At 47.9% G+C, this 26,833-nt stretch carries 20 protein-coding genes; 13 read left to right on the top strand and 7 right to left on the bottom strand.

Going from position 1 to position 26,833, the window contains the following annotated elements:
• Positions 1 to 121 precede the first annotated feature (121 nt).
• Positions 122 to 3,049: an insulinase family protein gene (locus IYN85_RS06105; protein WP_196157930.1), complete on the top strand. Its 2,928-nt coding sequence runs from the start codon at positions 122 to 124 to the stop codon at positions 3,047 to 3,049.
• Between the two features lie 159 nt (positions 3,050 to 3,208).
• Positions 3,209 to 5,251, top strand: coding sequence for a glycoside hydrolase family 3 protein (locus IYN85_RS06100; RefSeq protein WP_196157929.1), 2,043 nt, complete (start codon positions 3,209 to 3,211; stop codon positions 5,249 to 5,251).
• 42 nt (positions 5,252 to 5,293) lie between these two features.
• Here the strand turns inward: IYN85_RS06100 and xthA are convergent, their stop codons facing one another.
• On the bottom strand, positions 5,294 to 6,118 hold the full coding sequence (gene xthA, locus IYN85_RS06095) for an exodeoxyribonuclease III (protein ID WP_196157928.1): 825 nt from the start codon (positions 6,116 to 6,118) through the stop codon (positions 5,294 to 5,296).
• Positions 6,119 to 6,202: 84 nt separating this feature from the next.
• Here xthA and IYN85_RS06090 point away from each other — a divergent pair, with 84 nt between their 5' ends.
• The 7 genes from IYN85_RS06090 to IYN85_RS06060 all read left to right on the top strand — a co-directional run bounded on the left by IYN85_RS06090 (position 6,203) and on the right by IYN85_RS06060 (position 12,860).
• A complete protein-coding gene (locus tag IYN85_RS06090) occupies positions 6,203 to 6,775 on the top strand; it encodes a thymidine kinase (RefSeq protein ID WP_196157927.1) in 573 nt (190 codons plus the stop codon).
• 78 nt (positions 6,776 to 6,853) lie between these two features.
• Entirely contained in the window at positions 6,854 to 7,312 is a 459-nt protein-coding gene (locus IYN85_RS06085; protein ID WP_196157926.1) for a hypothetical protein, read from the top strand.
• The gene (locus IYN85_RS06080; RefSeq protein WP_196157925.1) at positions 7,296 to 7,952 is read left to right on the top strand and encodes an RES family NAD+ phosphorylase; all 657 of its coding nucleotides are present in this window, start codon (positions 7,296 to 7,298) and stop codon (positions 7,950 to 7,952) included. The genes IYN85_RS06085 and IYN85_RS06080 overlap by 17 nt, the downstream gene beginning before the upstream one ends.
• 101 nt (positions 7,953 to 8,053) lie before the next feature.
• Positions 8,054 to 8,701, top strand: coding sequence for a hypothetical protein (locus tag IYN85_RS06075; RefSeq protein ID WP_196157924.1), 648 nt, complete (start codon positions 8,054 to 8,056; stop codon positions 8,699 to 8,701).
• Between the two features lie 204 nt (positions 8,702 to 8,905).
• Complete coding sequence (locus IYN85_RS06070) at positions 8,906 to 9,973, top strand: hypothetical protein (RefSeq protein ID WP_196157923.1); 1,068 nt, start codon at positions 8,906 to 8,908, stop codon at positions 9,971 to 9,973.
• Positions 9,974 to 10,194: 221 nt separating this feature from the next.
• Positions 10,195 to 11,766 carry a choice-of-anchor L domain-containing protein gene (locus IYN85_RS06065; protein ID WP_196157922.1) on the top strand — a complete coding sequence of 524 codons (1,572 nt, stop codon included), beginning with the start codon at positions 10,195 to 10,197 and terminating at the stop codon, positions 11,764 to 11,766.
• A 59-nt stretch (positions 11,767 to 11,825) separates the two neighbouring features.
• Positions 11,826 to 12,860: an OmpA family protein gene (locus tag IYN85_RS06060; RefSeq protein ID WP_196157921.1), complete on the top strand. Its 1,035-nt coding sequence runs from the start codon at positions 11,826 to 11,828 to the stop codon at positions 12,858 to 12,860.
• 54 nt (positions 12,861 to 12,914) lie between these two features.
• Here the strand turns inward: IYN85_RS06060 and IYN85_RS06055 are convergent, their stop codons facing one another.
• Entirely contained in the window at positions 12,915 to 13,814 is a 900-nt protein-coding gene (locus IYN85_RS06055; RefSeq protein ID WP_196157920.1) for a metal ABC transporter permease, read from the bottom strand.
• Positions 13,780 to 14,517, bottom strand: a complete 738-nt coding sequence (locus tag IYN85_RS06050) for a metal ABC transporter ATP-binding protein (RefSeq protein ID WP_196157919.1) — start codon at positions 14,515 to 14,517, stop codon at positions 13,780 to 13,782. Before IYN85_RS06050 ends, IYN85_RS06055 begins: the two co-directional genes overlap by 35 nt.
• On the opposite strand from IYN85_RS06050, the gene IYN85_RS26125 reads away from it, so the two are divergent.
• Positions 14,503 to 14,625, top strand: a complete 123-nt coding sequence (locus IYN85_RS26125) for a hypothetical protein (RefSeq protein ID WP_255533666.1) — start codon at positions 14,503 to 14,505, stop codon at positions 14,623 to 14,625. The genes IYN85_RS06050 and IYN85_RS26125 overlap by 15 nt on opposite strands.
• A gap of 159 nt (positions 14,626 to 14,784) precedes the next feature.
• Here the strand turns inward: IYN85_RS26125 and IYN85_RS06045 are convergent, their stop codons facing one another.
• The 3 genes from IYN85_RS06045 to IYN85_RS06035 form a co-directional block, all read right to left on the bottom strand.
• Entirely contained in the window at positions 14,785 to 15,297 is a 513-nt protein-coding gene (locus IYN85_RS06045) for a glycine cleavage system protein R (RefSeq protein WP_196157918.1), read from the bottom strand.
• A 153-nt stretch (positions 15,298 to 15,450) separates the two neighbouring features.
• Positions 15,451 to 16,368: an AEC family transporter gene (locus IYN85_RS06040; protein ID WP_196157917.1), complete on the bottom strand. Its 918-nt coding sequence runs from the start codon at positions 16,366 to 16,368 to the stop codon at positions 15,451 to 15,453.
• A 417-nt stretch (positions 16,369 to 16,785) separates the two neighbouring features.
• Positions 16,786 to 17,262 carry an Lrp/AsnC family transcriptional regulator gene (locus tag IYN85_RS06035; RefSeq protein ID WP_196157916.1) on the bottom strand — a complete coding sequence of 159 codons (477 nt, stop codon included), beginning with the start codon at positions 17,260 to 17,262 and terminating at the stop codon, positions 16,786 to 16,788.
• A gap of 422 nt (positions 17,263 to 17,684) precedes the next feature.
• On the opposite strand from IYN85_RS06035, the gene putP reads away from it, so the two are divergent.
• The 3 genes from putP to IYN85_RS06020 all read left to right on the top strand — a co-directional run bounded on the left by putP (position 17,685) and on the right by IYN85_RS06020 (position 26,035).
• Positions 17,685 to 19,151, top strand: a complete 1,467-nt coding sequence (putP, locus tag IYN85_RS06030; RefSeq protein WP_196157915.1) for a sodium/proline symporter PutP — start codon at positions 17,685 to 17,687, stop codon at positions 19,149 to 19,151.
• A gap of 276 nt (positions 19,152 to 19,427) precedes the next feature.
• Positions 19,428 to 23,075, top strand: coding sequence for a bifunctional proline dehydrogenase/L-glutamate gamma-semialdehyde dehydrogenase PutA (putA, locus tag IYN85_RS06025; RefSeq protein WP_196157914.1), 3,648 nt, complete (start codon positions 19,428 to 19,430; stop codon positions 23,073 to 23,075).
• Between the two features lie 161 nt (positions 23,076 to 23,236).
• Positions 23,237 to 26,035, top strand: coding sequence for a CHASE domain-containing protein (locus IYN85_RS06020; protein WP_196157913.1), 2,799 nt, complete (start codon positions 23,237 to 23,239; stop codon positions 26,033 to 26,035).
• Between the two features lie 19 nt (positions 26,036 to 26,054).
• Here the strand turns inward: IYN85_RS06020 and IYN85_RS06015 are convergent, their stop codons facing one another.
• Complete coding sequence (locus IYN85_RS06015) at positions 26,055 to 26,798, bottom strand: SDR family oxidoreductase (protein ID WP_196157912.1); 744 nt, start codon at positions 26,796 to 26,798, stop codon at positions 26,055 to 26,057.
• Between the last annotated feature and the right edge of the window lie 35 nt (positions 26,799 to 26,833).

Below are 26,833 nucleotides of genomic sequence, written 5' to 3'. Positions count from 1 at the left end.
AAAGGGCCTTAATAGGGCGTTTCGGCTTGCATGTTCCACCCTTACCGACCTAAGCTAGAGCCAATTTAAAACATAGACCAAATTACTGTTCTCGAATGAGTGATGCGGGCAAAGAGGATTTATGACCCAATCAGAATTGAAATCGACCCAGGTAGCCGTTCACCCCGCCTTCGAACGTATTGATATTCGTTATATCGATTCGCTGAACGTGCGCCTGGAGCATTATCGACACAAACACACCGGTGCCGAACATTTCCATCTCGCTGCGGACAGCGACGAAAACGTGTTTATGGTCTCTCTACGGACCATGCCTCAGGATTCGTCAGGCGTCGCACACATTTTAGAGCACACGGCTTTGTGTGGTTCTGAAAAATACCCGGTTCGTGATCCCTTTTTCATGATGACACGCCGATCGCTGAATACGTTCATGAATGCCATGACCAGCAGCGACTGGACTGCGTACCCGTTTGCCAGTGAAAATGCTAAAGATTATGAAAACCTGCTTTCGGTTTATCTGGATGCCGTCTTTTTTTCACGTCTGGACGAACTGGATTTCTTGCAGGAAGGTCATCGACTTGAATTTGAAGATATGACCAACCCGGAATCGCCACTGCAGTTCAAAGGTGTGGTGTTCAATGAAATGAAAGGTGCGATGAGTTCACCGGTATCTCATTTATACCAATCCTTCAAAAGTTATTTGTTTCCCAGCAATACTTATCACTACAACAGTGGTGGTGACCCGGAACACATTCCAGATTTAACCTATGAACAGTTAAAACAGTTTTACAAAACGCATTACCATCCGTCTAATGCGACGTTTTTTACTTTTGGCAACCGCCCGGCAGACAATATTCAACAGCAGATAGAAGAACAGGCCCTGCAGAAGTTTGAACCGCTGCCTCATAAACTCAGTGTGCCGTTGGAAAAACGCTTCAGTCGACGCTTAAAAGTCGAAGAGGCCTACCCAGCAGATGGCGACACGAACGGAAAAACCTATTTGACATTAGGTTGGTTACTCGGCGAAAGCACAGATTTGTTTGCCCAGCTCGAAGCGCATTTATTAAGTGATTTGCTTTTGGATAACAGCTCCTCGCCGTTGCGAAAAGCTATTGAAACCAGTGACCTCGGGACCAACCCGTCACCACTGTGCGGTTTGGATGACTCAAACCGAGAAATGCTATTCATGTGCGGTATTGAAGGCAGCGAACCTGAGAAAGTCGACGAGTTTGAGCGCTTGGTGATCGAAACGCTGCAGCAAGTGGCTAAAGATGGCGTCGCCGAAGAAGATATTGAAGCCATGTTGCATCAATTGGAATTGTCCCAGCGAGAAGTCACCGGCGACAGTTATCCATACGGCTTGCAGCTGATTTTTTCAGTCACCGGTGCCGCTACACACGGAGGCTCCGTCATGGAGTCACTTGATCTCGACAATGCGCTGCAGAAACTGCGCGAAAAAACCAAAACGCCCGGATACATTTCGAGCTTAGTCGAATCGTTGCTGCTGAATAATGTTCATCAAGTCACCATGACCATGAAACCGGATACCAGCATGGTGTCTCGGCAACAGGCAAATGAACGGGCTCGCCTTGACCGGATTCAAGCGTCATTAAGCGATAAAGAAAAGGAGCAAATTGTCGCGCAGGCATTGGCACTGAAAGAGCGCCAGGAAATGCAGGATGACGGAGAACTGTTGCCTAAAGTATCGCTTACGGACGTAAAACCCGATGTGAAGCGACATCAACCCAAAACATGGACTCCGGTGATTCAGTATGGGGCAGGGACAAACGGTATCGCGTATCAGCAATGGTATTGGCCGATTCCGCCGCTAAACGAATCAGAGCGGCGAATCTTACCGCTTTATGCAGCTTTACTGCCCGAGCTCGGCGCGGGTTCACTGAATTATTTGGAAACCCAACAGCGACAAGCCGCCAAAACCGGCAATGTGAATTTATACAATCTTTATAAGCCATCCATCTCCAATGTTGATGAACTCAGTGGCTATCTGGTCCTGACCGGTAAATCGTTGGATCGTAACTTTGGCGATCTAACCGCCATCATGAAAGACCATTGGGAAAATGCCCGGTTCGACGAGTTAGAGCGAATTTCTGACTATCTGAACCTGATGAGTTCGCGCCGCATGCAGGGTATTACCGGGAACGGTCATGGCCTGGCGATGCAAACCGCCGCGGCCAGTCAAAGCAACGGCAGTGCGCTCATATACGATGTAACAGGTATTCCGGCCATTCGACGACTGAAAAACTGGGTTCAAAGTTGGAAACATGATCGTGCTGAGTTAGAAACCTGGTTAGAAAACCTGATTAATCTGCATCACAAATTTCAGGCACAGCCTGCTCATGCGTTGTTGGTCGGAGAAGATCAACGACTGGCGGACTATGAGCGTCAGATGATCGACAATGGCATCTTATTCGGCGAGCAGTCGCCTGCACCTGAACAGTCCTTGCAGCGATTCAACGCGAAAAAGATCGTCTGGAGTACGGATACACAAGTGAACTTCTGTGCGGCGGCCTATAAAACTGTCGCTCCTGATCATGAAGATTCCGCCGCATTGACGGTGTTGGGTGGTGTATTGCGCAACAACTACCTGCACACCAAGATCCGCGAGCAGGGTGGTGCCTACGGTGGTGGTGCAAGTCATGACAACAGTAACGGCGTATTCCGCTTTTACTCCTACCGCGATCCTCGTTTGGCAGAAACCCTGCAAGATTTTTCCGGCTCTGTTGAGTGGCTGAAAAGCGGCGTCGTAACAGATGAGCAAGTTGAACAGGCAATACTTGGTGTGGTTGGTTCGCTTGACAAACCCGGCTCTCCGGCTGGCGAAGTAAAGGGTGCCTATCAGAACCATTTATTTAACCGCACCGATGATTATCGAAAGCAGTACCGTGAAAATATTTTAGCGGTAACAAAATCTAAACTTATTGCGATGGCCGATCGCTACCTAACGGAAGAAAACCGTTCGCAGGCAGTGATCACCGATGCAAAACAGGCAGAATCCCTGGTCGATGCAGGCTTTGACTGGCAAAAAATATAAGTTCATTGGACGCAAGATGAGAATACGCCCGTTTTTAAAACGGGCTTGCTCCGTCTGAACGAGCCATTAGGCAAATAACAGGATCCGGTTGATAGAACCCGATCCTTCGTGTTGTAACCAGAAGCATGTAATTTAGATTTAGTCCCTCAGGAAGGCCACATGGTCATACGATACAAACGAGTCGTCTTTACTTCCTTCTTAGTTGCCTTAATTATTTTTCTGGTTTGGCCCGGTATTCAATTCTCGGCAACCCAAAAGAATCGACCGACCCTTTCAACGCCTTATTCAGATTTAGATAACTGGCCTTCGTTAAAAAGACCAGCGCTCGACCCGGTTACGGAGCAACAGATAGATGCGTTGTTAGACGCCATGTCGTTAGCTGAAAAAGTAGGGCAGATGACTCAAGGTGAAATTGCATCGACCTCACCGGAAGACGTTACAACCTACGCCTTGGGTGCCATTCTGAACGGAGGAGGCTCTTGGCCCGGCAATTACCCTGAAGCCGGCACAAAGGCTTGGTTATCAATAGCGGATCAATATTGGCTGGCCAGCCAGCAAACACCATTAGGCATTCCTGTTTTATGGGGAACGGATGCCGTGCATGGTCACAACAATGTCCGCGGTGCAACACTGTTTCCTCACAACATAGGTCTCGGTGCCACGAATAACCCTGATCTGATACAGAGCATTGCGCAGGCGACCGCCGAGCAGGTTATGGCAACCGGTCTCGACTGGACATTTGCACCAACGGTTGCCATTGCACAAAACCCTCGTTGGGGTCGTTTCTATGAGAGTTTCGGTCAGCAACCAGGCGCCATGTATCAGTATGCGCACGCAGCTGTGCTTGGGTATCAAAGTCGCGACCTGAAGAAAGGTATTCTGGCCACAGCCAAGCATTTTATTGCTGACGGTGCGACAACTAATGGTCGTGACCAGGGAAACAGTCGGGTTTCCGAACGCGCGTTGATGAATCTGCACGCTCAAGGGTATTACGGTGCTCTGGAAGCTGGCGCGCAGATTGTGATGGCGAGTTTTAGCAGTTGGAAAGGTTTGGCCATGCACGCGCACGCCTATTTATTAACCGATGTGCTCAAAACCAAGATGGGGTTTGATGGATTCGTTATCTCAGACTGGGACGCATTGTCGAAAGTTGAGGGGTGTCGGTACCAACACACTTGCGCGAAAGCCATCAATGCCGGGATCGATATGGTCATGGTGCCCCACCAATGGAAAGGGTTTATTGACGCTACTGTGGCCGCGGTGGAGAGGGGAGAAATACCCATGTCCAGAATTGACGACGCTGTTCGGCGTATCCTCAGAGTTAAGATCCGGGCCGGTTTGTTTGAAAAACCAATGCCCTCGCAACGACTTCTGGCGGGTAACAACAGGTTATTGAATTCGGTCCAGTTGAATCAATTAGCGCGCCAAGCGGTGCGAGAATCATTGGTTCTGCTGAAGAACAACCATCAACTACTGCCACTGAAACCATCCGGAAATTACCTGATTGCGGGCGATTACGATGCCTTAGCTCGGCAAAACGGAGGTTGGTCGCTCACCTGGCAAGGCGGGGCTCACCATGCAAAGACATATTTCCCGGATGCGACAACGATCTTAGATGGTGTCCTGGAAGCTGTGATTGCCGGCGGCGGACACGTAACTGAGCTAAAACTCGCTGACCGTTTGGAAGAATCGGTTGATGCCATCATCGTGGTGATTTCCGAGCCGTCCTGTGCCGAAACAATGGGCGACTACCCCAGTTGGGTGGGCTTAACACCCGGAAACAGCCCAAAAACCTTCTTTGGCATAGAGGTTTTGAATGCCATAAAGCAAAAATATTCCGGGGTTCCGATTGTCACCGTTTATCAGGGCGGTCGGCCTCTTTGGCTTAACCCTCAGCTTAATCAAAGTGACGCTTTTGTGGTCGCCTGGTTACCCGGCACACAAGGCGCAGGTGTTGCCGATGGTCTGTTTGGTATTTGGCCAATCAAGGGCACTTTGCCGGTTAATTGGCCTCGAGGAGATTGCAGTGGCGCACCCGCTAATAAAGCAAGCGCATTATTTCCCCTGGGTTACGGGCTGACCTTCGACGACGATCTCAATATCAAAAATACGTTGCCATCGCGTTCATCTTTGACTTTGGGCGACAAAGGGCTGGCATTTCAGTGTATTTGGCAGAATCAGGTGTTACACCGTATGAGATAATCAGCGCCCTGGAGCGTTATTAAGAGGGCGCTGATTGATGCATTAGAGCAGATTTAAATCGAGGTCTAGCCACGCAGGCGCGTGGTCACTGGGTCTATCCATGCCGCGGATATGATAATCGATGCCGGTATCCTTAATTAAAGGAATCAAAGGTGCCGTAACCATCAGGTGATCGATTCTCAGTCCACGCTTGGGTTCATCGTCAAACCCTTTGGAACGGTAATCAAACCAGCTGAATCGATCATTTATGTTTGGGTATTGGTGGCGATAGGAATCGGTCAGCCCCCAACCCCGAATTTTCTCAAACCACTCACGTTCTTCTGGCAAAAAGGCCGATTTTCCCTCTTTCAGCCAACGCTTAGCATTCTTTTCACCTATACCGATGTCCTCGTCGACGGGGGCAATATTAAAGTCACCCAATACGACAATTAAATCCGAGGGAGAAGCATTTTCCGTCAACCAACGGTACAAATCCGCATAGAATCTTCGTTTCGCGGGCCACTTCGTTTCGTGTTTATTGCTTTCCCCTTGCGGGAAATACCCGTTGATGACCACCAGTTCACGGCCATCTGTCGTCGGATGACGGGTAATAATTACGCGCCGTTGGTCGTCTTCTGAATCATCGGGGAAGCCACATTCATGGGCAACCGGTGAACGGGATAAGGTGGCCACCCCATGATGCGCCTTCTGTCCAAATACCTGAGACACCAGGCCGGATGCTGCACTAACGTCAGCATGCGGGTAAAGATCACTATGAACTTTGATTTCCTGCAACCCGAGAATATCCGGATTGTGAGTCGCTTTGATCTCTTCCAATTGATGAAGTCTTGCGCGGATACCGTTGATATTAAAAGAAATTATCTTCATTCGGTTGTTTACCATTGTAGCTTTTCATTTTAGCCCGGTATTATTCCTGACCAACCGACAAATGAAAACCGAAGTGAAGATCATATGGCCCAACTGTACTTTTATTACTCAGCAATGAATGCAGGCAAATCGACGGCATTGCTACAATCAGATTACAACTATCATGAACGGGGCATGAAAACCCGGCTGTTAACCGCTCAGTTGGACAATCGCTTCGGTGAGGGTCGTATCGCGTCTCGTATCGGCCTGGAAAAGCTCGCGGATACCTTTAACGAAGATACCGATCTGATCAGATGGTTTGAACAATCTCCCGATGTAAATTGCATTCTGATCGACGAAGCTCAATTTCTGACCCGCAAGCAGGTAGACGACCTGGCCGTCATTGTTGACGAAAAAAATGTGCCGGTACTTTGCTACGGTATACGCACTGATTTTCAGGGAGAGCTTTTCACTGGCTCAGAGCGGTTGCTGGCCATTGCAGACAAGTTGACGGAACTGAAAACAGTTTGCCATTGCGGCCGCAAAGCGATCATGGTGGTCCGAATGGATGAACATGGCAATGCCTTGGCTGAAGGCGCACAAGTCCAGATTGGCGGAAACGAACGCTATGTATCGATGTGTCGCCAACATTATTATGAGGCATTGCGCCCCAAATAAGCCGAATTGCATATTTTTGTGGAAATCGCGCAATATTGCACTAGAATGACATTGAACATATATAATTGAGTCACGGTTATGGTGAGTACACAGGCAAGCTATCCCCACACCCAGTGGTCATCGGACGGACAGGTCTTTAATGTCCTGCAGTCCGATCGTCACGCAGCGGCTGCTCTACGCTGGTTCGAAACCATGCGACACAGTCATGAATGGAACCTGTCGGTTGATGATCAATGTGAGTTATTGGGCGGTGTCGCCAAGCGCACTTTGCAATCTTGGAAGAAAAAAGCGCTCTCCGGTGAAGATGTGGATCTGTCTCGTGATGTCATGGAACGTCTGAGCTTGCTCATTGGCATCTACAAAGCTTATAAATTGGTTACGCCGCCCAATCGCCCGGAAATAGCAGGGCAATGGTTTCAGGTTCCCAATGATAACCCGATCTTTCAGGGCAAGTCGGTCAAACAGTATTTGCTCGAGCAAGGAACGATGAACGCTCTCTACATGGTCAGGCGCTATCTCGATGCTGCAAGAGGTTAGGTTAATCAAGCCGGAATGGCGTCATTACCGGGTAATTCATTCCCGTTTTCCGCCTACCAATGTGTTTGATTCGGTCGATGCACGGGACCAGCTGCTATTGGCTGAACTTGAAAGTGCAACAAACGATCGACTGACCAATTGGCGATGTTGGCTGCCTGCCGAGGATTTTCGATCCGGGCCGGGATGGGGCGCCGTTATGGCGTCATTTTGCCATTTTTCGCCAGGTCGGTTTAATGATGACACCTTTGGTGTTTATTACTGCTCAGACAGCGTGCACACCGCCATCGCCGAATGGACATACCATGCAGGCAAATTTTGGCTTGAACACGGATTTACCGACCAGGCCGATGCAACAGTTCGGTCCTATGTCGGGTCCTTTACCGAATCACTTATCGATGTGCGCGACATACCGGACTTGCACACCGACCGTTACGATATTCCTCAACGTTTGGCCAGAGATATTCGACAACAGCATTCAGGCATTTTATATCGTTCTGTGCGTCATGAAGGTGGACTCTGTACCGGTTTATTCCGGCCGAAGGCAACAACGCCAGTGCGTCAGAGTGCCCATTTCACGATTCAATGGAATGGGCAACAATTCACGCAATACGCACAATTGAGCGATTATCATGCGATTTAGTGCGAGAAAAGTTTCTGTCCAATAACGAGCTTGCGCTATATCATCGCTTTCCAATTTTTTATTCGTATGCTTTGTCGACTGTTTTTTGAGCACCCTCAACCATGAATGACACGATTCGATATCAGAATAAGCCGCTGGATTTCGTCCGATTACTTGGCAAAGGCAAGGGAGGGTATTCTTACCTGGTAACCGACGGAACCCGACAATACGTAGCCAAAAAGATTCATCATGAACCCAGTGATTTTTATGATTTTGGAGATGATAAATTTGGTGCGGAGGTAAACGCCTATAAACGCTTGGAAAAGCTTGATATTCATATTCCCCGTTTGTTGGAAATCAATAAAGAACAAGAGTACTTAATTAAAGAATACATCGAAGGTGATCTGGCCTCAGATCTCATTGCCTGTGGTGATATTTCAACTGACATGTTGTTGGGTGTCTTCCATATATCCGAAGTGATGCGCGCCGAAGACCTCAATATTGATTATTTTCCAACCAACTTTGTATTCCGAAACGGTATTGCTTACTACATAGATTTTGAGATCAATGACTACCTGGCAGAGTGGGACTTCACGCATTGGGGCATTTACTATTGGCTCAATCAGGAAGGCATGAAATGGTTTAATCAAACGGGTGAGTTTGAATTATTGCATCCAGACCCTAAAACGTCGAAACCCCGGACATTAGGTTTTGAAACGCAGGTGGCGGAGCTAAAGGCTTTATATCAACAACGAAAAGTAACCCTGTAATTCATATTTCTCGTGGGTTACACCAAATTGTGACCAACCTCCCAAATTCGAAATGACGCTCTAATACTTCCTATTCTGCATTTGCTAACCTCTGCCAGCTTTTTAGCAAGCAACATATAACAACATAATCACTCCAACAAAACAGGAAAAACCTGAAGGTTAGGGCGTTCAAGGTAATACACCCTGCAAAAACAAGGACTTTGCATGAAAAATTCAATCATTTTGCCACTGTCAACGGCTGTCATTCTGGGCTGTGCCAGCCAAACCATCGATAGCTCCCCCAAAGTAAACAGCGCCGTTGTAAAAGCGGAGTTTAGTGTCAATGGGCAAATACTACCGGATTTTACAGGCAATCAAATTGCCTACACGGTAGCCGATAAGCGATCCATTCGCGATACGATTAAATTCGACAGCTTCGTTATGCGGTGGGCAAATTCAGACGAGGCTGATATCGCTCGAATTGATTTAAACAAAGCCTACAAAGTGAACTATAAAGGCGAAAAATATTCGGAATGCCCACTGGACGGGTGTACTGAAGTTTCGTTTTTTGACCAGTTCAAACAAGAAGAAGGGGCGGAGACCGAAGACGATTACCAGAATTATGACGAACTGGGTTGTCGCGTTGATATGGTCGCCAATGATTTTGACGTAACTAAAACTGGACAAACCCGAAAGCTGAACGGTTTCGACGTACAACAGTACTTAGTAATGTGGCGTGTGGAGTTTCAGGACCAAACCGGAAATAAAGACCTGAATGAAATCAGTTTTGATTTTTGGACGACCGATGTCAATCAGAAGCTCAATGAGCTCTGGAAGGTACATGGCGAGTTTCAAGACGGAATCGCAAAAAAAGCAGCCTCCGACCCACTGGTTGGCCTCCTGGGCGAAAACGGTTACAAAGCGTTAGCGGCTTTCACTGGTGATCTGGACAACCAACAATTCCAGTTTGACGGCGAAATCGGTCGTAAACTGGCAACCATCAAGGGCTACCCCATTTCAATCAAACTGGAATGGGCACGCAAATCGGAAGCTTGTCAGCAAGAGAAGAGCGCCATTGCGAATAATAGTTTGGACATGACCAATGGTATTGAAGGTGTAGGCAAGCAATTGCTGAGCAATCTTGCCAAGAAAGGCGGCGACAAGCTGCTTGAAAACTGGAAGAAAGAACCCCTGGTCAGATACGTTTATGAAATCAAGTCGGCGACTTTAGAGGACGTGCACTCAAGTGTCTTCGAAGTGCCAACCGGCTTCACTCTTATCAATCGGCAATAAAATCCGACATAACACAAGGCCGCTGCACGTTTCCGTGCAGCGGTAAATTTGTGCAAGAAAGCGCTTCTTCAATACTGAATTTGACGCACTTTTTAATTTTTCCGTCAAAGATCTCAAAATTAATGAGTTCTATGTCTCATTTTGTTAATAAGAATATAGCCGAAGTCTGGCATTCGCTTTATGCTGAGCCCCGTTTTCTTTTAATTTAGTGGAAGTTTCCTATGGATGGGCGATGTACCTCTTCTGCCAACCGCGTTACAGCCGTTGTTATCTTTTCAATTCTCTCAAGTATCAATATTGCCAATGCGGACATTGTCATCGCCAAAGATAATGTAGAAGTCTCCTTAAATGGCATTGCCGATACACTTGTTGGATCCGGCCTGTCTGTTACTAGTGTCGAATTTACCGGCGAGCATGATCAGATTGGCTTGTTCAGTGATTACAGTTCATTATTTGGACCGTCGTTCGCTAACGGTATTATCCTCAGTACGGGCAAAGTCACCAGCGTCGTCAGTGCTAAAAATGAAGTTGACAACACAACGACTGTGTTCAACGAAAATGCTGTTGAAGATATCGACCTCGGCAAAGACGTTTACGACCCCGCAAAGCTCAGTTTTACCTTTGTACCGACCTTCAATACCTTAACCTTAGATTTCATTTTTGGGTCAGAAGAATATAACGAGTACGTTCACTCCAAATACAATGACAAACTTGAATTGCTGGTGAATGGGGTCAATTGCGCAAAAACACCGGATGGCCAGATATTCAGCATTAATACAGTTAACGACCGCGCTAACTTTCCTCCTGTCCATGGCGAACATGGTGAATCTTCAAATCCAGAGCTTTACATTAACAATGATCCTGGAATGGATGAAGAAGACGGCCGTTTTGAACGTTCTGTTGCCAACTATGCCACGCAAATGGATGGTTTTACCAAGCTGATCCGTTGTCAGGCGTCGGTGATTCCCAATGAAGAAAACACACTCATTATTGGTATCGTCGACAAAGGCGACGCCCGCTTGGACTCATGGGCATTTTTCCGCGCTCAAAGTCTGTTTTCAACGCATGAAAATGATGACCGGCCGACAATCGAACAAGACTCCGACAACGACGGGATAGCCGACGTGCTTGAAGCCCCTGGTGGTATCGAATTGGACTCAGATAACGACGGTATTCCTAACTATCTGGATTTAGACAGTGACAATGACGGTATCCCAGACAGCGTTGAATACCAGGGCAGCCTGGCTAACGACACGAACCAGGATGGCTTCCTTGATAATTCCAATACAGTCGTCAGTTTACAAAACCCAGTAGATACAGATAACGATGGCATCGCCGATTATCTGGATCTGGACAGCGATAATGATAATCTGTCTGATCTGTTGGAATCATTACCTATCGGGAAAACAATTATCGACCTCGATACGGACCAAAACGGCATCTTGGATAACACTGTCGATTTAGACGGAGATGGTTTGTTTGATGTTGTCGATCCGGTTATAGCGATTGCCGGTAAGCCAGCAGGGACGCCTTTGTTCATTACCGATACCGACAGTGATGGACTGTATAATTACCGCGACGTTGATACCGACGGTGATGGATTTAACGACGATATTGAAAATGGAGATTTCGATAAAGACGGGATTAATGATCGGCTCCAGAAAATGGAAGGGCTCAAAACGGCCGTCTCTGGTGTGGGAAGTGGTGGGGGAGAATGGCTTATGTTAATCCCTGTTCTACTACTTTTGCGAAAAACCGCCCGATGCCGCGTTTCACCTAAGGTTTTTTTTTAACTGTTACCGCAGCATTTCCTGCCATTGTTCAAGCACACGAGGCTATTGCAGCGCGCTACGTGGTACCGAATGAGCTTACGGTCTGGCAACTTTACGACCCCGACGTTCATGGTGAACTAAACCGCCGCAACCTGAAATTTAAGTCCGGCTGGTACGCAGGAGCAGGTGTGGGCTCCACCGAAGTGGCACCGGAGGGGACTTCAGGTGGCTGGTACGTAAAAGACGACCGCGACTGGGGCTACAAAATCTTCATCGGCCAACGAATATTTCCGCATTGGAGTGGTGAGCTTTCGTTTGTTGATACCGGTGAAGCCGGGTTGGGAAACACAAACCCCAGTATTGAAGCACTTATCCCAGATGCAACAATCAGCTATAAAATCCCCACCGTTTCTGGCAGTTTCCACCTCTGGGGACCTAAGAATGATATTGATATGTTCGCCAGAGTTGGGCTGTCTTCGATTATCAACACGGTTTCGGACAGCCGCATCAGCTATGAAAAACAAACCTTTGCTCAATTGAATGTTGGTGTTGGCCTGCAATGGCGTTTTGCGCCAAACTGGTTTGTACGTGCGGAGTACGACAGTTTCGACAACGATGCGAGTTTTATCGGCGTTTCACTCGCTCGATATTTCCCCATTCATGACACCCATCGTATTCCAAAAACGGTGGAAGCCCCTGTTGTTATTCAACCTGAACCAGAACCAATACCAGACCCGGTTCCAGAACAGACTTGTCAGATTTTCAATGGGGCAATAGACGCCATCCAGTTCCAGGTCGATTCCGCCGATCTTACACCGGAAAGCGAAACTGCACTGAATGAAACCGCAAAGCAATTGATGGCGCACCCTGCAATTGCCATAGAAATACAAGCCCACACCGACAGCACCGCATCAGAAGAGTACAACTTAGACCTGTCTAATCGACGGGCCGATCGTATCAAATCGTATTTGCAAGAACAGGGCATAGCACCAGAGCGTTTGATCGCGAAGGGCTTTGGCGAGACTCAGCCACGCGCCACTAATGAGACAGAGGTGGGTCGAAGCCTTAACCGTCGGGTTGAGTTTAAAATTATCGATTCAACTGTATGTGAATGATGGTTTTGTCAGCCCCTACAGACTGCTTTCTAATGGGGGCTGTTATCAGGATATTCAGGCAGACAGATGCTTTTGTTTTTTCATCAAAAAACGGGTTGCTATGCCATTGTTAAGGCCGACAAAAATGGATAGAAAATAGGTTGCGCCCAACGTTGTGATAATCATAGGACTGGTTGGAATATTGAAGTAGAAAGACAGTAACAAACCGGTCAAGCATGCACTGAAGGCAATCAGCACGGAAAGAACGATCATTGGCTCAAGCTGCTTCACCCAAAAGCGGGAAATCGCGGCAGGCAGCACCATCAACCCGACAGACATTAATGTTCCCATGGCGTGAAAGCCACTGACCAAATTCAACACGACCAATATCAGGAATCCATAGTGAGCCACCGAGCCCAATCGACTGATAGATTTAAGATAATCGGGGTCCACACATTCCAAGACCAACGGCCGATAGATCAGGGTCAAGCAAACTAGAGTAATTGCACTGATGATGTAGAGTAAAATCAGGGCTGTGTTGTCCAGGCCCAATGCAGAACCGAACAACACGTGCATTAGATCAACATTGCTGCCGCTCATAGAAATAATCATAACACCCGCGGCCAATGACGTTAGATAATATGCCGCTAGATTACTGTCTTCACCGGTGCCGGTTTTACGGGCGGTAAAGCCGGAAAGCAAGACCACCAAGCTGCCTGCGATCAGGCCACCAATGGTCATCGCTGTAACTGAAAGCCCTGCAAACAGAAAACCAATTGCAGCTCCGGGCAATATGGCGTGTGACATGGCATCACCGGTTAAGCTCATTCTCCGTAACATCAAAAAAACGCCGACAGGGGCAGTTGAAACCGACAACAGGAACATACCAACCAGCGCACGACGCATAAATGCGAACTCAACAAACGGTTGAATGAGGGTATCAAACACGCTCAGGCACCTCGCATACTTCTGCATGAACGTGATCGCCAAATCCGATGGTACTGGCACGCAACAGATTTTCAGGCGACAGAACCGTTTGGGTTTCACCGATGGCAATTAATTCACGCGACAATAACAAAGTCTTCGGGAAATAACGTCGCACGAGATTCAGATTATGAATGACCGCTACGATTGTTGCCCCCTGACCATGTAGCTTGGTCAGCAAGACCATGAGGTCATCAATTGTTTGCTCATCTACACCGGTAAATGGCTCATCGAGCAATAACAATTTTGCCTGCTGCATCAGTTTTCGCGCAAATAACAGGCGTTGAAACTGCCCACCGGAGAGGGCATCCAGAGTCCGTTTTTCGAATCCGGCCAGACCGACTTTCACCAACGCATCCTTAACGGTGTCAAAATCGACCTTACGATAAGCCTTGTGAGTGCGTTTTTCCTGCCATAACCCGCTGGCAACAAATTGTTCAACCGTCAATGGAAACTGACGATCAACAGCACTGGCCTGAGGCAGATAGCTGACATCTTCCCGCGTGATTCCACGAAACTGAATCTCACCTTCCATCGGTGAAACATGGCCCAAAATCGACTTCATCAACGTCGATTTACCGGCCCCGTTGGGACCGACTAACGCCACAAAATCACCGGAATTAATCGATGCAGTCAAATGATGCACAGCCGGGTGGCGGTTATATCCCAAGGTCAGGTTATGAAAATCAAGCATCTAAATGACGCTCCACAAGAGCAGACCCAACAGGGCGATGAAAACCGTCATGAAACAGAGTCTAGTCAGCAAACTGGCATTAAAGAATGGCATAAAAAAGAGGCGTAAGCGTAAATTGTCGCAAATGATACAGTATATCAATTTGTAATAGTAAGCGGTTTTCGCACTTTTGCGTATCGTTCACGACAATTCAATCTGATTAGAAATAATAAAGCCCCGGTTGGCGGGGCTCAGAAGCTCATATTTCCAGAAAAGGGGAGCAGATCATCAGGCGGTTTCAGATAGAAAAACCCGCAGACCGCCACCCAGGGTTTCCAAGCTGTCTTTTAGAGTGTCAACGGTTACCGAAGCGGGTAGGCGCACTTCCAGATGAGCTTCGAAGACACCGGTACCGAGACCAATAACCGGATATCGCTGACTCTCAAAATGTTCAACTTTTACATCTTGATCAAATAACAAACGCGTAATATCGCTGGTCAACCCACTGCGATCTTCGCCTTCAATCGTCAATTGAACTGAGTTTGTTTCATGACGGTAGTCCATATCTGTCGAGTCATAATAGGTTGCCTCAATATGATCAAACTCAGTCATCATGGTTTTAAAGGCATCAATCTGTTCCGCGTCTATTTCCATTTTCAATAAACCGGCGATATGGCCGTCAAGATGGGCCAGTTTATTCGCCAGCCACTTGCCACCCAATGCCTTCGTCTTCACGGTCAAGGTATTGATGAAACCATCCTGGTCTTTTCCCGCCACGGATATGATTAAGGTTTTTTTCATTTGAAGTTCCATGCAATTGAATATTACGCGCAGTATAGGGCCTCTCATGCGACAACGCAGACAAAACTGCCGAAACTATTGATCTGGATTTGGTCAGTCCAGAAATTCAGTGGAAAACGGTAGGCCAATGCCGATATTTAACATCGCATTTGTCTAAGCAAGAAATACTGCCCACAGAGGCATTACACCAAAGGCTAGGATGGTTTGCAGGGTTATGATCGACGCCATGGTCTCAAGATCACCACCAAGTTGACGGGCCAAAATATAGGCTGAAGAGGCCGTTGGCGAAATAAAGGCAATAAGAATGACGTCAAACGACAATGTGGGCAAACCAATCAAGGATGCCAGCGAGAATACCAGAGCTGGCTTTATCAGAAACTGAACTACGCTGGCGACTGAAATTGACTTTAAATGACCAGGAATCAACCTTGGCTTAAGCGCTGCACCCACGGCCAATAACCCGATGGGCAATGCCGCCCGACCAATTATTTCAAAGACATCCATACTGACGCCAGGCAGTCCAATACCGGTGAGGCTCAGGAGCCAGCCAATAGCACACCCGACAATGAGTGGATTGTAAGCAATCTGTTTCAGGTAGGTCTTCGCTGAAGGTCGCTGTTTATCGCCATATAGGGCAAACACGCTGACACACAGAAGATTGATAATGACAATCATAAAACCAGCGCACAGTGACGCCAGCGCTAAACCTTGCTCACCGTAAAAAGCACCGGAGACGGACAGCGCGATGTAGGTATTAAACCGAACACCACCTTGAAAGATAGACGTAAAGGTCGCTGCTGACGTTGAGTGGCGCCAGTGAAACCAAGCGATTAGCACCGCAGCGGCACCCAGCAGTGAAACACCAGTGACAAATAACATCAGTGGCCAGGGAGTGCCATGAATATCCTGACGGGCCAGCGTATAGATCAGTAAAGCTGGAAACATCACGTAATAGGTAAGTTTTTCAATGCCAGCCCAAATATCATCCGCTAAAAAGGTGACGCGTTTTAAAACGTAACCGATGACTATGAGCACGATGATGGGAATGAGCGCTTGAATGAACGGCAACATAGAGACAGTGATTCCGGGAATTTATCTTCAGTCTAAAGGAGCTGTGGCAAATGAACTATAGGATCTTCGCAGGAGTAAGGGGTTTACTGGTAAACAAAGAGTTGCTTATCGAAAACGAAAGCGTTGGTAATTATTTCACGCGAGGTGTTTGGAAATGGGGCCTAAAGGAGGGTCTATAAACACTCATCCCTATTTCCTGTAATAAAGATTACAGGAAATAGGGATGAGTGTTCGATTTCGTTGTTTGAATCTGCTTTTCAGTACAAAGTTTCCAAGTTCAGTTCACCAAATAAGTGATGACCTATGTGTCGATGATTCAATCTACCAAACCTAAACCTCGCAGCTTCTTATGCTGATATAAGTTCAGGACACTCAAATTTATAACCCGCGCTAACCCGCACATAGCATTCGATTGATTTAGTTACCTGATGCTTGGGTAAAGCGTGACTCTATATCTTTGACCTCTTCCATTACCACAAACGTGCTGGTTTGGGTGACATATGGCAAGGAGGAAATTTTTTCACCAAGTATACGTCGGTAATTGTCCATATCCGAGGTCCTAACCTTGAGCAGGTAATCAAAGCTGGCGGCAATCATGTAGCACTGCTCAATTTCAGGAACCGTTCTAACGGCTTCGTTGAACGCATTGAGTGCTCTGGTTCTCGTATCGGACAACGACACCTGCACAAAGGCAACGTACTTAATGCCAATCTTCTTCTGATCCACCAACGCCACATAACCCAATATGTAGCCTTGCTCTTCAAGCTTCCTCATACGGATTTGGCAAGGTGTTTTCGACAATCCAACACGAGAAGCCAACTCAGTTACGGTAATACGGCCATTGGTTTGCAACTCCTGAAGAATGGCCAAATCAAGCTTATCCAGCTGTTCCATAATCACTACTCACCCAGACTCAAATGGTTTTAAAGTAAATATATTTACAGAAAACAGCACAAATCGACTATTGTCAACGAATTGATAGACATTCGCATCGAATCCAGTTACGAAAAAAGAGGGCTGAACAGGCTTTTTTTAGTCCGTGTTGAGCACCGAACTCTGTTTTGCAACCCATAAAGTGGAATCTCTATTACGCGACATGAAAATGAGAATATTTCCTAACAGAGAGATAATCTTAGGAGAATCGCCCAAGCATTTTGTTTTAATCTTGATCAGGTTCTCTTTGGCACTATTGGTGAGGCGCTACAAGATCATTCAAATAAGAATAGAGCTCTTTAGCCTCAACAACCTTCCCACCGTCAGGAACGACGCACACTTGCTCGCAAGTGATGATTAAAAATATAACAAGAGAGGAAAAAATGATTACGTTGACTTTTATTGTCTATCTCGCGGCCATGTTAGCCATTGGCGTGGTCGCTTACCGGCGCACACAAAATTTATCGGATTACGTTTTAGGGGGACGTAATCTAGGACCTTTTCCAAGCGCGCTGAGCGCCGGCGCATCCGACATGAGTGGGTGGCTATTGTTGGGGCTACCAGGCTACGCCATGGCAGCAGGCTTTAATGCGTTCTGGTTAGCTGGCGGCTTATTGATTGGTACCTGGTTGAATTGGCTGATTGTTGCACGGAGATTGCGGGTGTATTCCTATAAAGCCGAAGACGCCCTCACCCTACCAGCCTTCTTTGAGAAGCGCTTCGAAGACAACAGTCACGCAATCCGCGTTGTTGCCGCATTTTTTGTGTTGGTTTTTTTCCTGTTTTATACCAGTTCGGGCTTGGTGGCAGGTGGTAAATTGTTCGAAACCGTATTCGGACTAGACTACCAGTTCGCGGTCATCTTTGGTGCGGTGGCCGTGATTTCTTACACTCTTTTTGGAGGATACCTGGCCGTGTCCTGGACCGATGTCATTCAGGGGCTGTTAATGGTCGGAGCCTTAATTCTGGTTCCTGTCATCGCTTTAACGCAATTAGGCGGTATTGGTCAAACCTTCCAGACAATTTCCGATATTAACCCCGAGTTTCTCAACATGTTTACCGAAGCAGATGGTTCTCAAATCACCCTGATTGGTACCCTTTCGCTGCTGGGTTGGGGTCTGGGTTACTTTGGACAACCCCACATTCTAGCCCGCTTCAAAGGAATCAGCAGTAAAGACGCCGTTCCCGCTGCGCGCCGCATTGCCGTTGTGTGGACCGGTATGTCTATGCTGGGCTCGGTACTGGTGGGCATGTTCGCCATTGCCTATTTCAAAGAAGGCTTGGGCGATACCGAAACCGTGTTTATGGTGATGGTCGATGCCTTGTTCCACCCTGCCGTTGCAGGCGTATTACTCGCGGCGATTTTGGCAGCAATCATGAGTACCGCGGACTCACAGTTATTGGTGTCATCGTCTGTGTTGGCTGAAGATTTCTACAAAGCGATCGTTAAGAAGGATGCGACCCAAGAACACCTGGTAAAGGTTGGACGTCTCGCCGTCATATGTATCGCAGTGATCGCCACCTTACTGGCCCTGGATGAGAACTCGGGCGTATTGTCGCTTGTATCCTACGCATGGGCGGGCTTCGGTGCTGCATTTGGCCCGGCGTTAATCATCAGTCTTTATTGGAAACGGATGAATCGCTGGGGCGCTGTTGCTGGTATTGCCGTGGGTGGCTTGACAGTGGTGATATGGAAGCAACTCGAAGGTGGTTGGTTTGATTTATACGAAATCATTCCTGGGGTCATTCTGGCGACGATTGCCGTGTTTGTCGTATCGTTAGCCACCAAAGAACCTTCTGCGTCGATTAATGCGCGCTTTGATTCTGTTGAACGGGAACTGCAACAGTAATTAACAGCTCAACTCGCCAGCGGTATGAACGGTAAAATGTCAGCCGCTGGTTGTTCTTAGATGAGTTTAACGCATCGCCTCGTCAAAAATTCTCTTAAACAGCCTAACAACGCAAAGCATTATCCCTACAAAGCCACTTAAAAACGCTATATTTCACTAGATTTTTACTGAAATCGGGAAGTATGACCGTAACTCCTTCGTAGAATGATTATCAATAAAAGTACTCATGATAAGACAAAGGGATGAACTTAGGTTTTCATCCACCGGAGAGAAAACATGGACATGACAATAACAAAACTGCGCAGCGCAATCCGAGCTCACTACCTCGCTGATGAATCAGCAACCTTGACCCAACTAATCGAAGGCTCGGGGATATCTGAAACAGAAAGAACACAAGCGTCGAACAGTGCCGCCGATCTGGTGCGTCAGGTCAGAGCGTCCAGCAAACCAACGCTAATGGAAAACTTTTTGGCTGAATACGGTTTATCGACGAAAGAAGGCGTCGCCCTGATGTGTCTCGCAGAAGCACTCTTACGCGTACCGGATGCCCATACCATTGATAAGCTCATTGAAGACAAAGTCGCTTTTGGTCAGTGGCGGGATCACATCGGAAAATCAACGTCCGGACTCGTAAACAGTTCCACCTGGGCATTGATGTTAACCGGAAAACTGATATCCCCTGCTACCGACCCGGGCCTTAATTCAACCATTAAAGGCGTCATTAAACGACTTGGCGAACCTGTCGTTCGTGTCGCCGTTGCGCAAGCCATGAAAGAGCTCGGCCGACAATTTGTATTGGGTCAAGATATCCATGAAGCTTTAAAACGAGCAGCTAAACTGGAAGACCGAGGCTATACCTACTCTTACGACATGCTCGGGGAAGCAGCACGTACAGAGCATGACGCTCTTAAGCATTTTAATGACTATAAACAAGCCATTGCGACACTGGCGCCCTTGTGCACCCACGCGCAAGTTGCCGAAAACCCTGGCATTTCGGTTAAATTATCCGCCCTACACCCAAGATACGAATTCGCCAAGCAAGAACGGGTTAAAACCGAACTGGTTGATCGTACCCGTCGCCTGGCCATTATGGCGGCTGAAGCCAATATGGGGTTCAACATTGATGCCGAAGAAGCCGATCGGCTGGATCTCTCTCTGGATATTATTGAATCCGTCTTGCGCTCTCCAGAACTCGAAGGATGGCAAGGGTTTGGTGTTGTGGTCCAAGCCTTTGGTCAGCGTGCGTCGTTTGTTATCGAATGGCTTTATGCATTAGCCAACCAATTGGATCGCAAAATAATGGTTCGCCTGGTTAAAGGCGCCTATTGGGATGCCGAGATCAAACGCGCGCAAACACTGGGACTGGAAGGGTTTCCGGTATACACCCGAAAAGTGCACTCCGATGTGTCGTTTCTGTGTTGTGCCAAAAACCTATTGTCGAAAACAGATCGGATCTATCCACAATTTGCGACCCACAATGCCTATTCGGTTGCCGCGGTCATGACCCTGGCGAAGGGTTTGCGCAGCGACAGCTTCGAATTTCAGCGCTTACACGGCATGGGCGAATCGTTACATGATATCGTGCATGGAATGGGAGAAACCCGATGTAGAATTTATGCACCGGTGGGCCAACATCAAGACTTACTCGCATATTTGGTGCGTCGTTTGCTGGAAAATGGGGCCAACAGTTCATTTGTGAATCAGATTGTGGATACCTCAATTTCACCCGAACAAATAGCCAAAGACCCTTTTGTGGAAGTGAAACGTCTGGGTGGCGTTAAAGAAAGCCAGGTCATTGTGAAACCAAAAGATTTGTTTGGCGCCCATCGCTGCAATGCCAAAGGATGGGATTTAACCGACCCTCTCGTCGTGGCCGACCTTGAAAAACAAAGGAATGAGCTGAAGAACAAACACTGGCAAGCCACCCCATTGTTGGCTCAACCCTACTACTCGGGAAATGAAAACCACACAGTCACCAATCCAGCAGACCCAAACGATATTGTGGGTCAGGTCACCTGGGCGACAGACATCGATGTCGATCAAGCCATTACTGACGCAGTCGAGAACTTTCCATCCTGGGCGGTTACCGACGTCGAAACTCGTGCCAGTGCATTAGAGAAGGTCGCCGACCTATATGAGCACCATGCTGCCGAGTTCTTTGTACTGGCCACCCGGGAAGCGGGTAAAACATTGGCTGACGCCGTCGGTGAGGTGCGCGAAGCGGTCGATTTTGCCCGCTACTATGCTCAACAAATACGACAACTGAGCGCCAACGGACATTTAACAGAGTTGCAATCCCGTGGTGTCATCACGTGCATCTCGCCCTGGAATTTTCCGTTAGCCATTTTTACTGGCCAGATCCTTGCCGCGATCGCCGCCGGAAACGCCGTGTTGGCCAAACCGGCGGAACAGTCGCCGTTAATCGCTGCCAGAGCCGTCGAGTTGATGCACGAAGCCGGCATACCCAAAGCAATCATTCAATTGCTTCCGGGGACAGGTGCGACCGTTGGCGCACGACTCACCTCAGACCCCCGAATTAATGGTGTTTGCTTTACCGGCTCCACCCAGACGGCTCAAACCATTAACCGAGCGATGGCAAAAAATCTCGCGCCGCATACCCCCCTTATTGCGGAAACCGGCGGCCTAAATGCCATGTTGGTTGACTCCACAGCTTTGCCTGAACAGGTTGTTCGGGACGTCGTCGCGTCGGCGTTTCAAAGTGCCGGTCAACGGTGCTCCGCGCTTCGTATCCTTTATGTGCAAGAAGACATCGCAGACAATCTTCTAGCCATGCTGTTCGGTGCCATGGACGAATTATCGTTAGGCGACCCCTGGTACTTGTCAACAGACATCGGGCCGGTGATTGATCAAACCGCCCAACAAAAAATTGAACGACACTGCCAGAAATTTGCCAATAAAGGACAGGTGTTAAAAAGCTTGGTGGCACCTGAACATGGGCGGTTTGTCGCGCCTACCGTTATTAAAGTGTTGGGCATAGACGATCTGGAAGAAGAAATCTTCGGGCCAGTTTTACATGTCGCCACCTACAAAGCAGACCAGGTTGAAGCCGTCATTGAGAGCATCAACAGCAAAAACTATGGCTTAACCTTTGGTTTGCATTCTCGGATGGATACCCGCCTCGCTGAAGTTTCAGCGCAAATACATGTCGGCAATACCTATGTGAATCGTAACCAAATTGGTGCCATTGTGGGCTCACAGCCCTTTGGTGGTGAGGGATTATCAGGAACTGGTCCCAAAGCGGGAGGGCCAGCCTACGTAAAAAGGTTTTTCCAACCGACGTGGTCGGAAATCGAACTCACTCCCCTCCCCGCCCAACAAATTAGTGGTGCCGATCTGGCCGATTCGATTGACAAACTGGTCGACATCGCACCAATCTCCTCTGGCAATGAAGACAGAGTAATCCTTGCAGACCTGTTTAAAAGTCTTGGGCTAAAGCTGCCTGAGTCGAATGAAACTGTGACAGATTTGCCGGGGCCAACTGGCGAACTCAATCGATTATCCAGGGTGTCGCGCGGCACAATACTATGCATTGCGGATTCCGCAGACATTGGTATCCAGCAGGCCTGTATGGGACTGGCAACCGGCAATAAAGTCATTCTGGTTACCCCTGAATTGAGTCCAATAGCCGAACGGATTGAACGTCAACATTGGCCCGTTCAGGTTCTGCTTGGTGCTCTCGCCCCCGAGTTACTCGAGGACTGCGAAGGAATAAAAGCCGTTATCTCACACCCAAATGCACGGAACGGTCGGGCTTTCCGTATCGCATTGGCAAAACGGGACGGCGAACTCATTCCATTTGTCACCGAATATCTGCAAGTGGAACGTTATCGACTGGAACGCCATCTGTGCATCGATACGACCGCCGCCGGCGGTAATGCGAGCTTGATTGCCGCGGCGGAATAACCTATCAGAGCGCATAAGTTTACGCTCTTAGCGTCACAAATTAATCACGAGACGAATTTCATACCGGTTAGGTTCGCCTGACCGGTATGTTACAAGAACGGACTCTGGCGTTAATTCAACGCTCATCTACACTTTTAAAAAGTCCACATCCATCGGTTAACATGACCCAATTTAGCAAGCACGTTCTGATCACAGCGTTTGCCTACTTCCTCGCTGGCAAATTTGGTCTGTTACTCGCCATTCCTCCTGGCTTTGCCAGCGCTATCTGGCCAGCATCTGGCATCGCGCTCGCTTGTTACATCTTGTTGAATCGAACCGCTGTGGTGGTTGGCGTCCTATTAGGTTCGTTTCTGGTTAATGCAAACCTTGTTTCCTGGGTAAATAACGGTTTTGATTCAGTCGGGTTCTGGTTAGCCATGGGCATAGGTCTGGGTGGAGCGCTTCAAACCGTCTGGAGTGGGTATCTTTACTTCCGGTTGATAGGCTCTTTGTCTCAGCTCGATACACCTCGAGACATCATCCTGTTTTTTACCATAATAGGCCCTGCCGGGTGCCTCATCGCGGCGACCAATGGTGCCAGCGGGCTCATGGCCGCGGGCTATATCGAAACGTTCAACTTCAGTTTTACGTGGCTCACTTGGTGGATAGGTGACACGATCGGGGTCATCGTCTTTACACCAATGGTACTTAGCTTATTTAAGAAACCGTCAACAACCACTTTACGCCAAAAATTTCAGCTGATGATGCCAACTTTGTTTATTTTCGCGGCCACATTTGCTCTTTTTATCGGTTCATTGAATGCTAGGCAACAAGCGCAGCAGGAATCTCTGAACGAAAATGCAACCGCGTACTTCGGAGCTGTACATGAGCAAATCATCGTTGCAGAAAGTAAATTACGTGCTTATCAAGGTTTCTTTCAATCCTCTGCAAGCGTGACCATGGATGACTTTAACCAGTTTTCAGAAACACTCATCGATAACGATGATGCATTTCAGGGCATCGGCTGGACGGAAATCGTCACAGATGATCAGCGGCCTGAGTTTGAGCAACACTTTCGAGACTTGGGCTATGAGAACTATACCTTTACGGAACCGGATGCTAATGGCGTGCTTCAACCAGCTCAATCCCGAGCCACCTATTACCCGGTGCTTTATATTTATCCAATGGAAACCAATAAAAGAGCCTTTGGTCTAAATTTAGGTGCAGAGTCAAATCGCCTGAACACCTTAATTCGTGCTCAGGAAACCAAACGAAGCATTGCGACGCCCCCCATCAAATTGGTCCAGAGTGAAGGTGAACAAATTGGCATCATATTATACGTGCCTGTATTCAATGAAAAAGACGCCTCGCGATCCTTTTTAGGGTACATAAGTGGCGTTTTCTTAGTAGAAGGGATGGTCGGTGCAATTGTTAAACAAGCTGAAAGCTCTGGCTTCGGTATAGACATATCCGACATAACCTCGCCAATTTCTACTCTTCCGTTAATAAGTACGACTTTAAATCCCGTAGAGAAATTTGAACCACTTCGGCAAGAGTTCAATCTCGGTGGTCGCCGGTATCAGATGGACGTATTTATCAGCGACCAGTCCGCGCTCATTGGTAAGGACTGGTCCAGCTGGATTGTGCTAACCAGTGGTTTTTTGATCGCGGCGTTATTGAATTCCTTGGTCCTGATCATAAACGGTACCTATGAGAGTATTCGCAAGGAGGTCGCCCTCAAGACACGGGATTTACTCGCGGCAAAACAGGCTGCTGAATCTGCTAATGTGGCGAAATCTAACTTTCTTGCCAACATGAGTCATGAGTTCAGAACACCCTTAAACGCGATTATTGGTTTAACAGATCTCAACCTGAAAACGCCTCTTAACGCGAAACAGACCGATTATCTACATAAAACCAAATTGGCGTCAGAAACGTTGCTAGCGTTGATCAGCCATACATTAGACTACGCCAAAATCGAATCTGGCAAACTTGACGTGGAACAGATAGATTTTTCAATAATCGATGTACTACATAAAATCGAGGCTGTTTTTTCCGTTCAAGCCAGTCAAAAAAACGTCGAATTCAAGATAAATTTACCCGCTCAAATGCCTGATAAAGTCATTGGGGACCCGTTGCGACTGGAACAGGTATTGCTGAACCTATGCAGCAATGCGTTTAAATTTACCTCACAAGGTCGGGTCACGATCGACGTTAAATGCAAAAAAGTAACGAACACGACCGTGCAATTGCAGGTCGCGGTGTCGGATACAGGTATCGGGATTCCTAGGGATCATCAAGCACACTTGTTTGAGTCATTTCGGCAAGCAGACTCAACAACCACACGGAAATATGGGGGAACGGGTTTGGGATTGGCCATTTCCAAGCAACTGATTGAACTGATGGGCGGTGACATTAGCTTGCATAGCCAACCAGAAAAAGGCAGTGAGTTCACCATTCGACTTCCACTGCCGTTAGCCAATGAAAGTCGGTTTTTGTCACCGGATGAGCTTTCCAGTCCGATGTCACCACCACTTTCAACCGAAAACGCAACGAATTCAGACCTCGTATCGAATAACCTTGAAACAATACTTCCACTGGAGAATCTGACGATTCTGGTGGTTGAAGACAATGAGATTAACCAGCTCGTGGCAAAGGAAACGTTCTCTGGTCTGGGCGCTACTGTGATTGTTGCACCAAGTGGTCCCTATGCATTGAACGTGTTAGAACGCAGTTCCACCATAGACATGGTGTTATTGGATATTCAAATGCCCGAAATGGACGGTTATGAAGTTGCCCGACGCATCAGGGCAAAGGGCGAACAATGGGCCAACATCCCTATTCTCGCGATGACCGCCAACGTCATGTCAGAGGACATTGAGCGATGTTACGCAGCTGGCATGAACGGCCACATTGGCAAACCGCTTAACGTGTCAGACGCAGTCGCAAAAATATTGGATACCCTGCAAAACAAGCACTGAGTCCGTCTCTTTGGGATGTTTAACGCCCTCCGGTTACGTCCAGAAACGCTCCGGTTGTATAAGCTGAATCCTTTGATGCCAGAAAACAGATGGCGGCGGCTACTTCCTCTGCGGTGCCGCCACGCTTGAGAGGAAGGTTATGTTTCAGCCGGTCAACTCGTCCTGGCTCCCCGCCATCCTTATGCATATCGGTATAAATAAGGCCGGGTCTGACTGCATTGACCCGAATTCCTTCATTGGCCAGCTCTGTCGCCAGACCAATGGTCAAACTGTCAACGGCTCCTTTCGAAGCAGCGTAATCAACATATTCATTTGGAGAGCCAGTTCTGGCGGCGCCAGAGGATACATTGATAATAGCGCCCCCTTTCCCACCGTGCGCAGTGCCCATGAGTAAAATGGCTTGTTGGCAACACAACAGTGTCCCCATGACATTGGTCGCCAAGATGCGTTGCATTCGTTCAACTGTCATATTCACCAACGCCGATTGCCGATCCAATATTCCTGCGTTGTTGACCAGTATCCGCAAATCGCCAAACTGCCGAATTTGCGCAAACATGCCGATGACATCGCCCTGACGGGAGACGTCAGCCTGCACCACCAATGCTCGACGTCCAAGACGTTCAATGTCGCGAGCAGTTTGTTCCGCCGAACCCTTGTCTGTTCGATAATTAACCACAACGTCGTATCCACACTGTGCAAATCGTACAGCAGTGGCCGCTCCTATACCGCGTCCCGCGCCGGTTATGAGTACTACGTCATTCATTCGTGTATCATCCTTCGTTGTCGTTTTCCGTCCAT

It is taken from the genome of Reinekea sp. G2M2-21 (assembly GCF_015687175.1).
Taxonomy (GTDB): domain Bacteria; phylum Pseudomonadota; class Gammaproteobacteria; order Pseudomonadales; family Natronospirillaceae; genus Reinekea.
The sequence above is the reverse complement of the archived record's forward strand: the minus strand, read 5'-3'. Positions and strand labels throughout refer to the sequence as shown.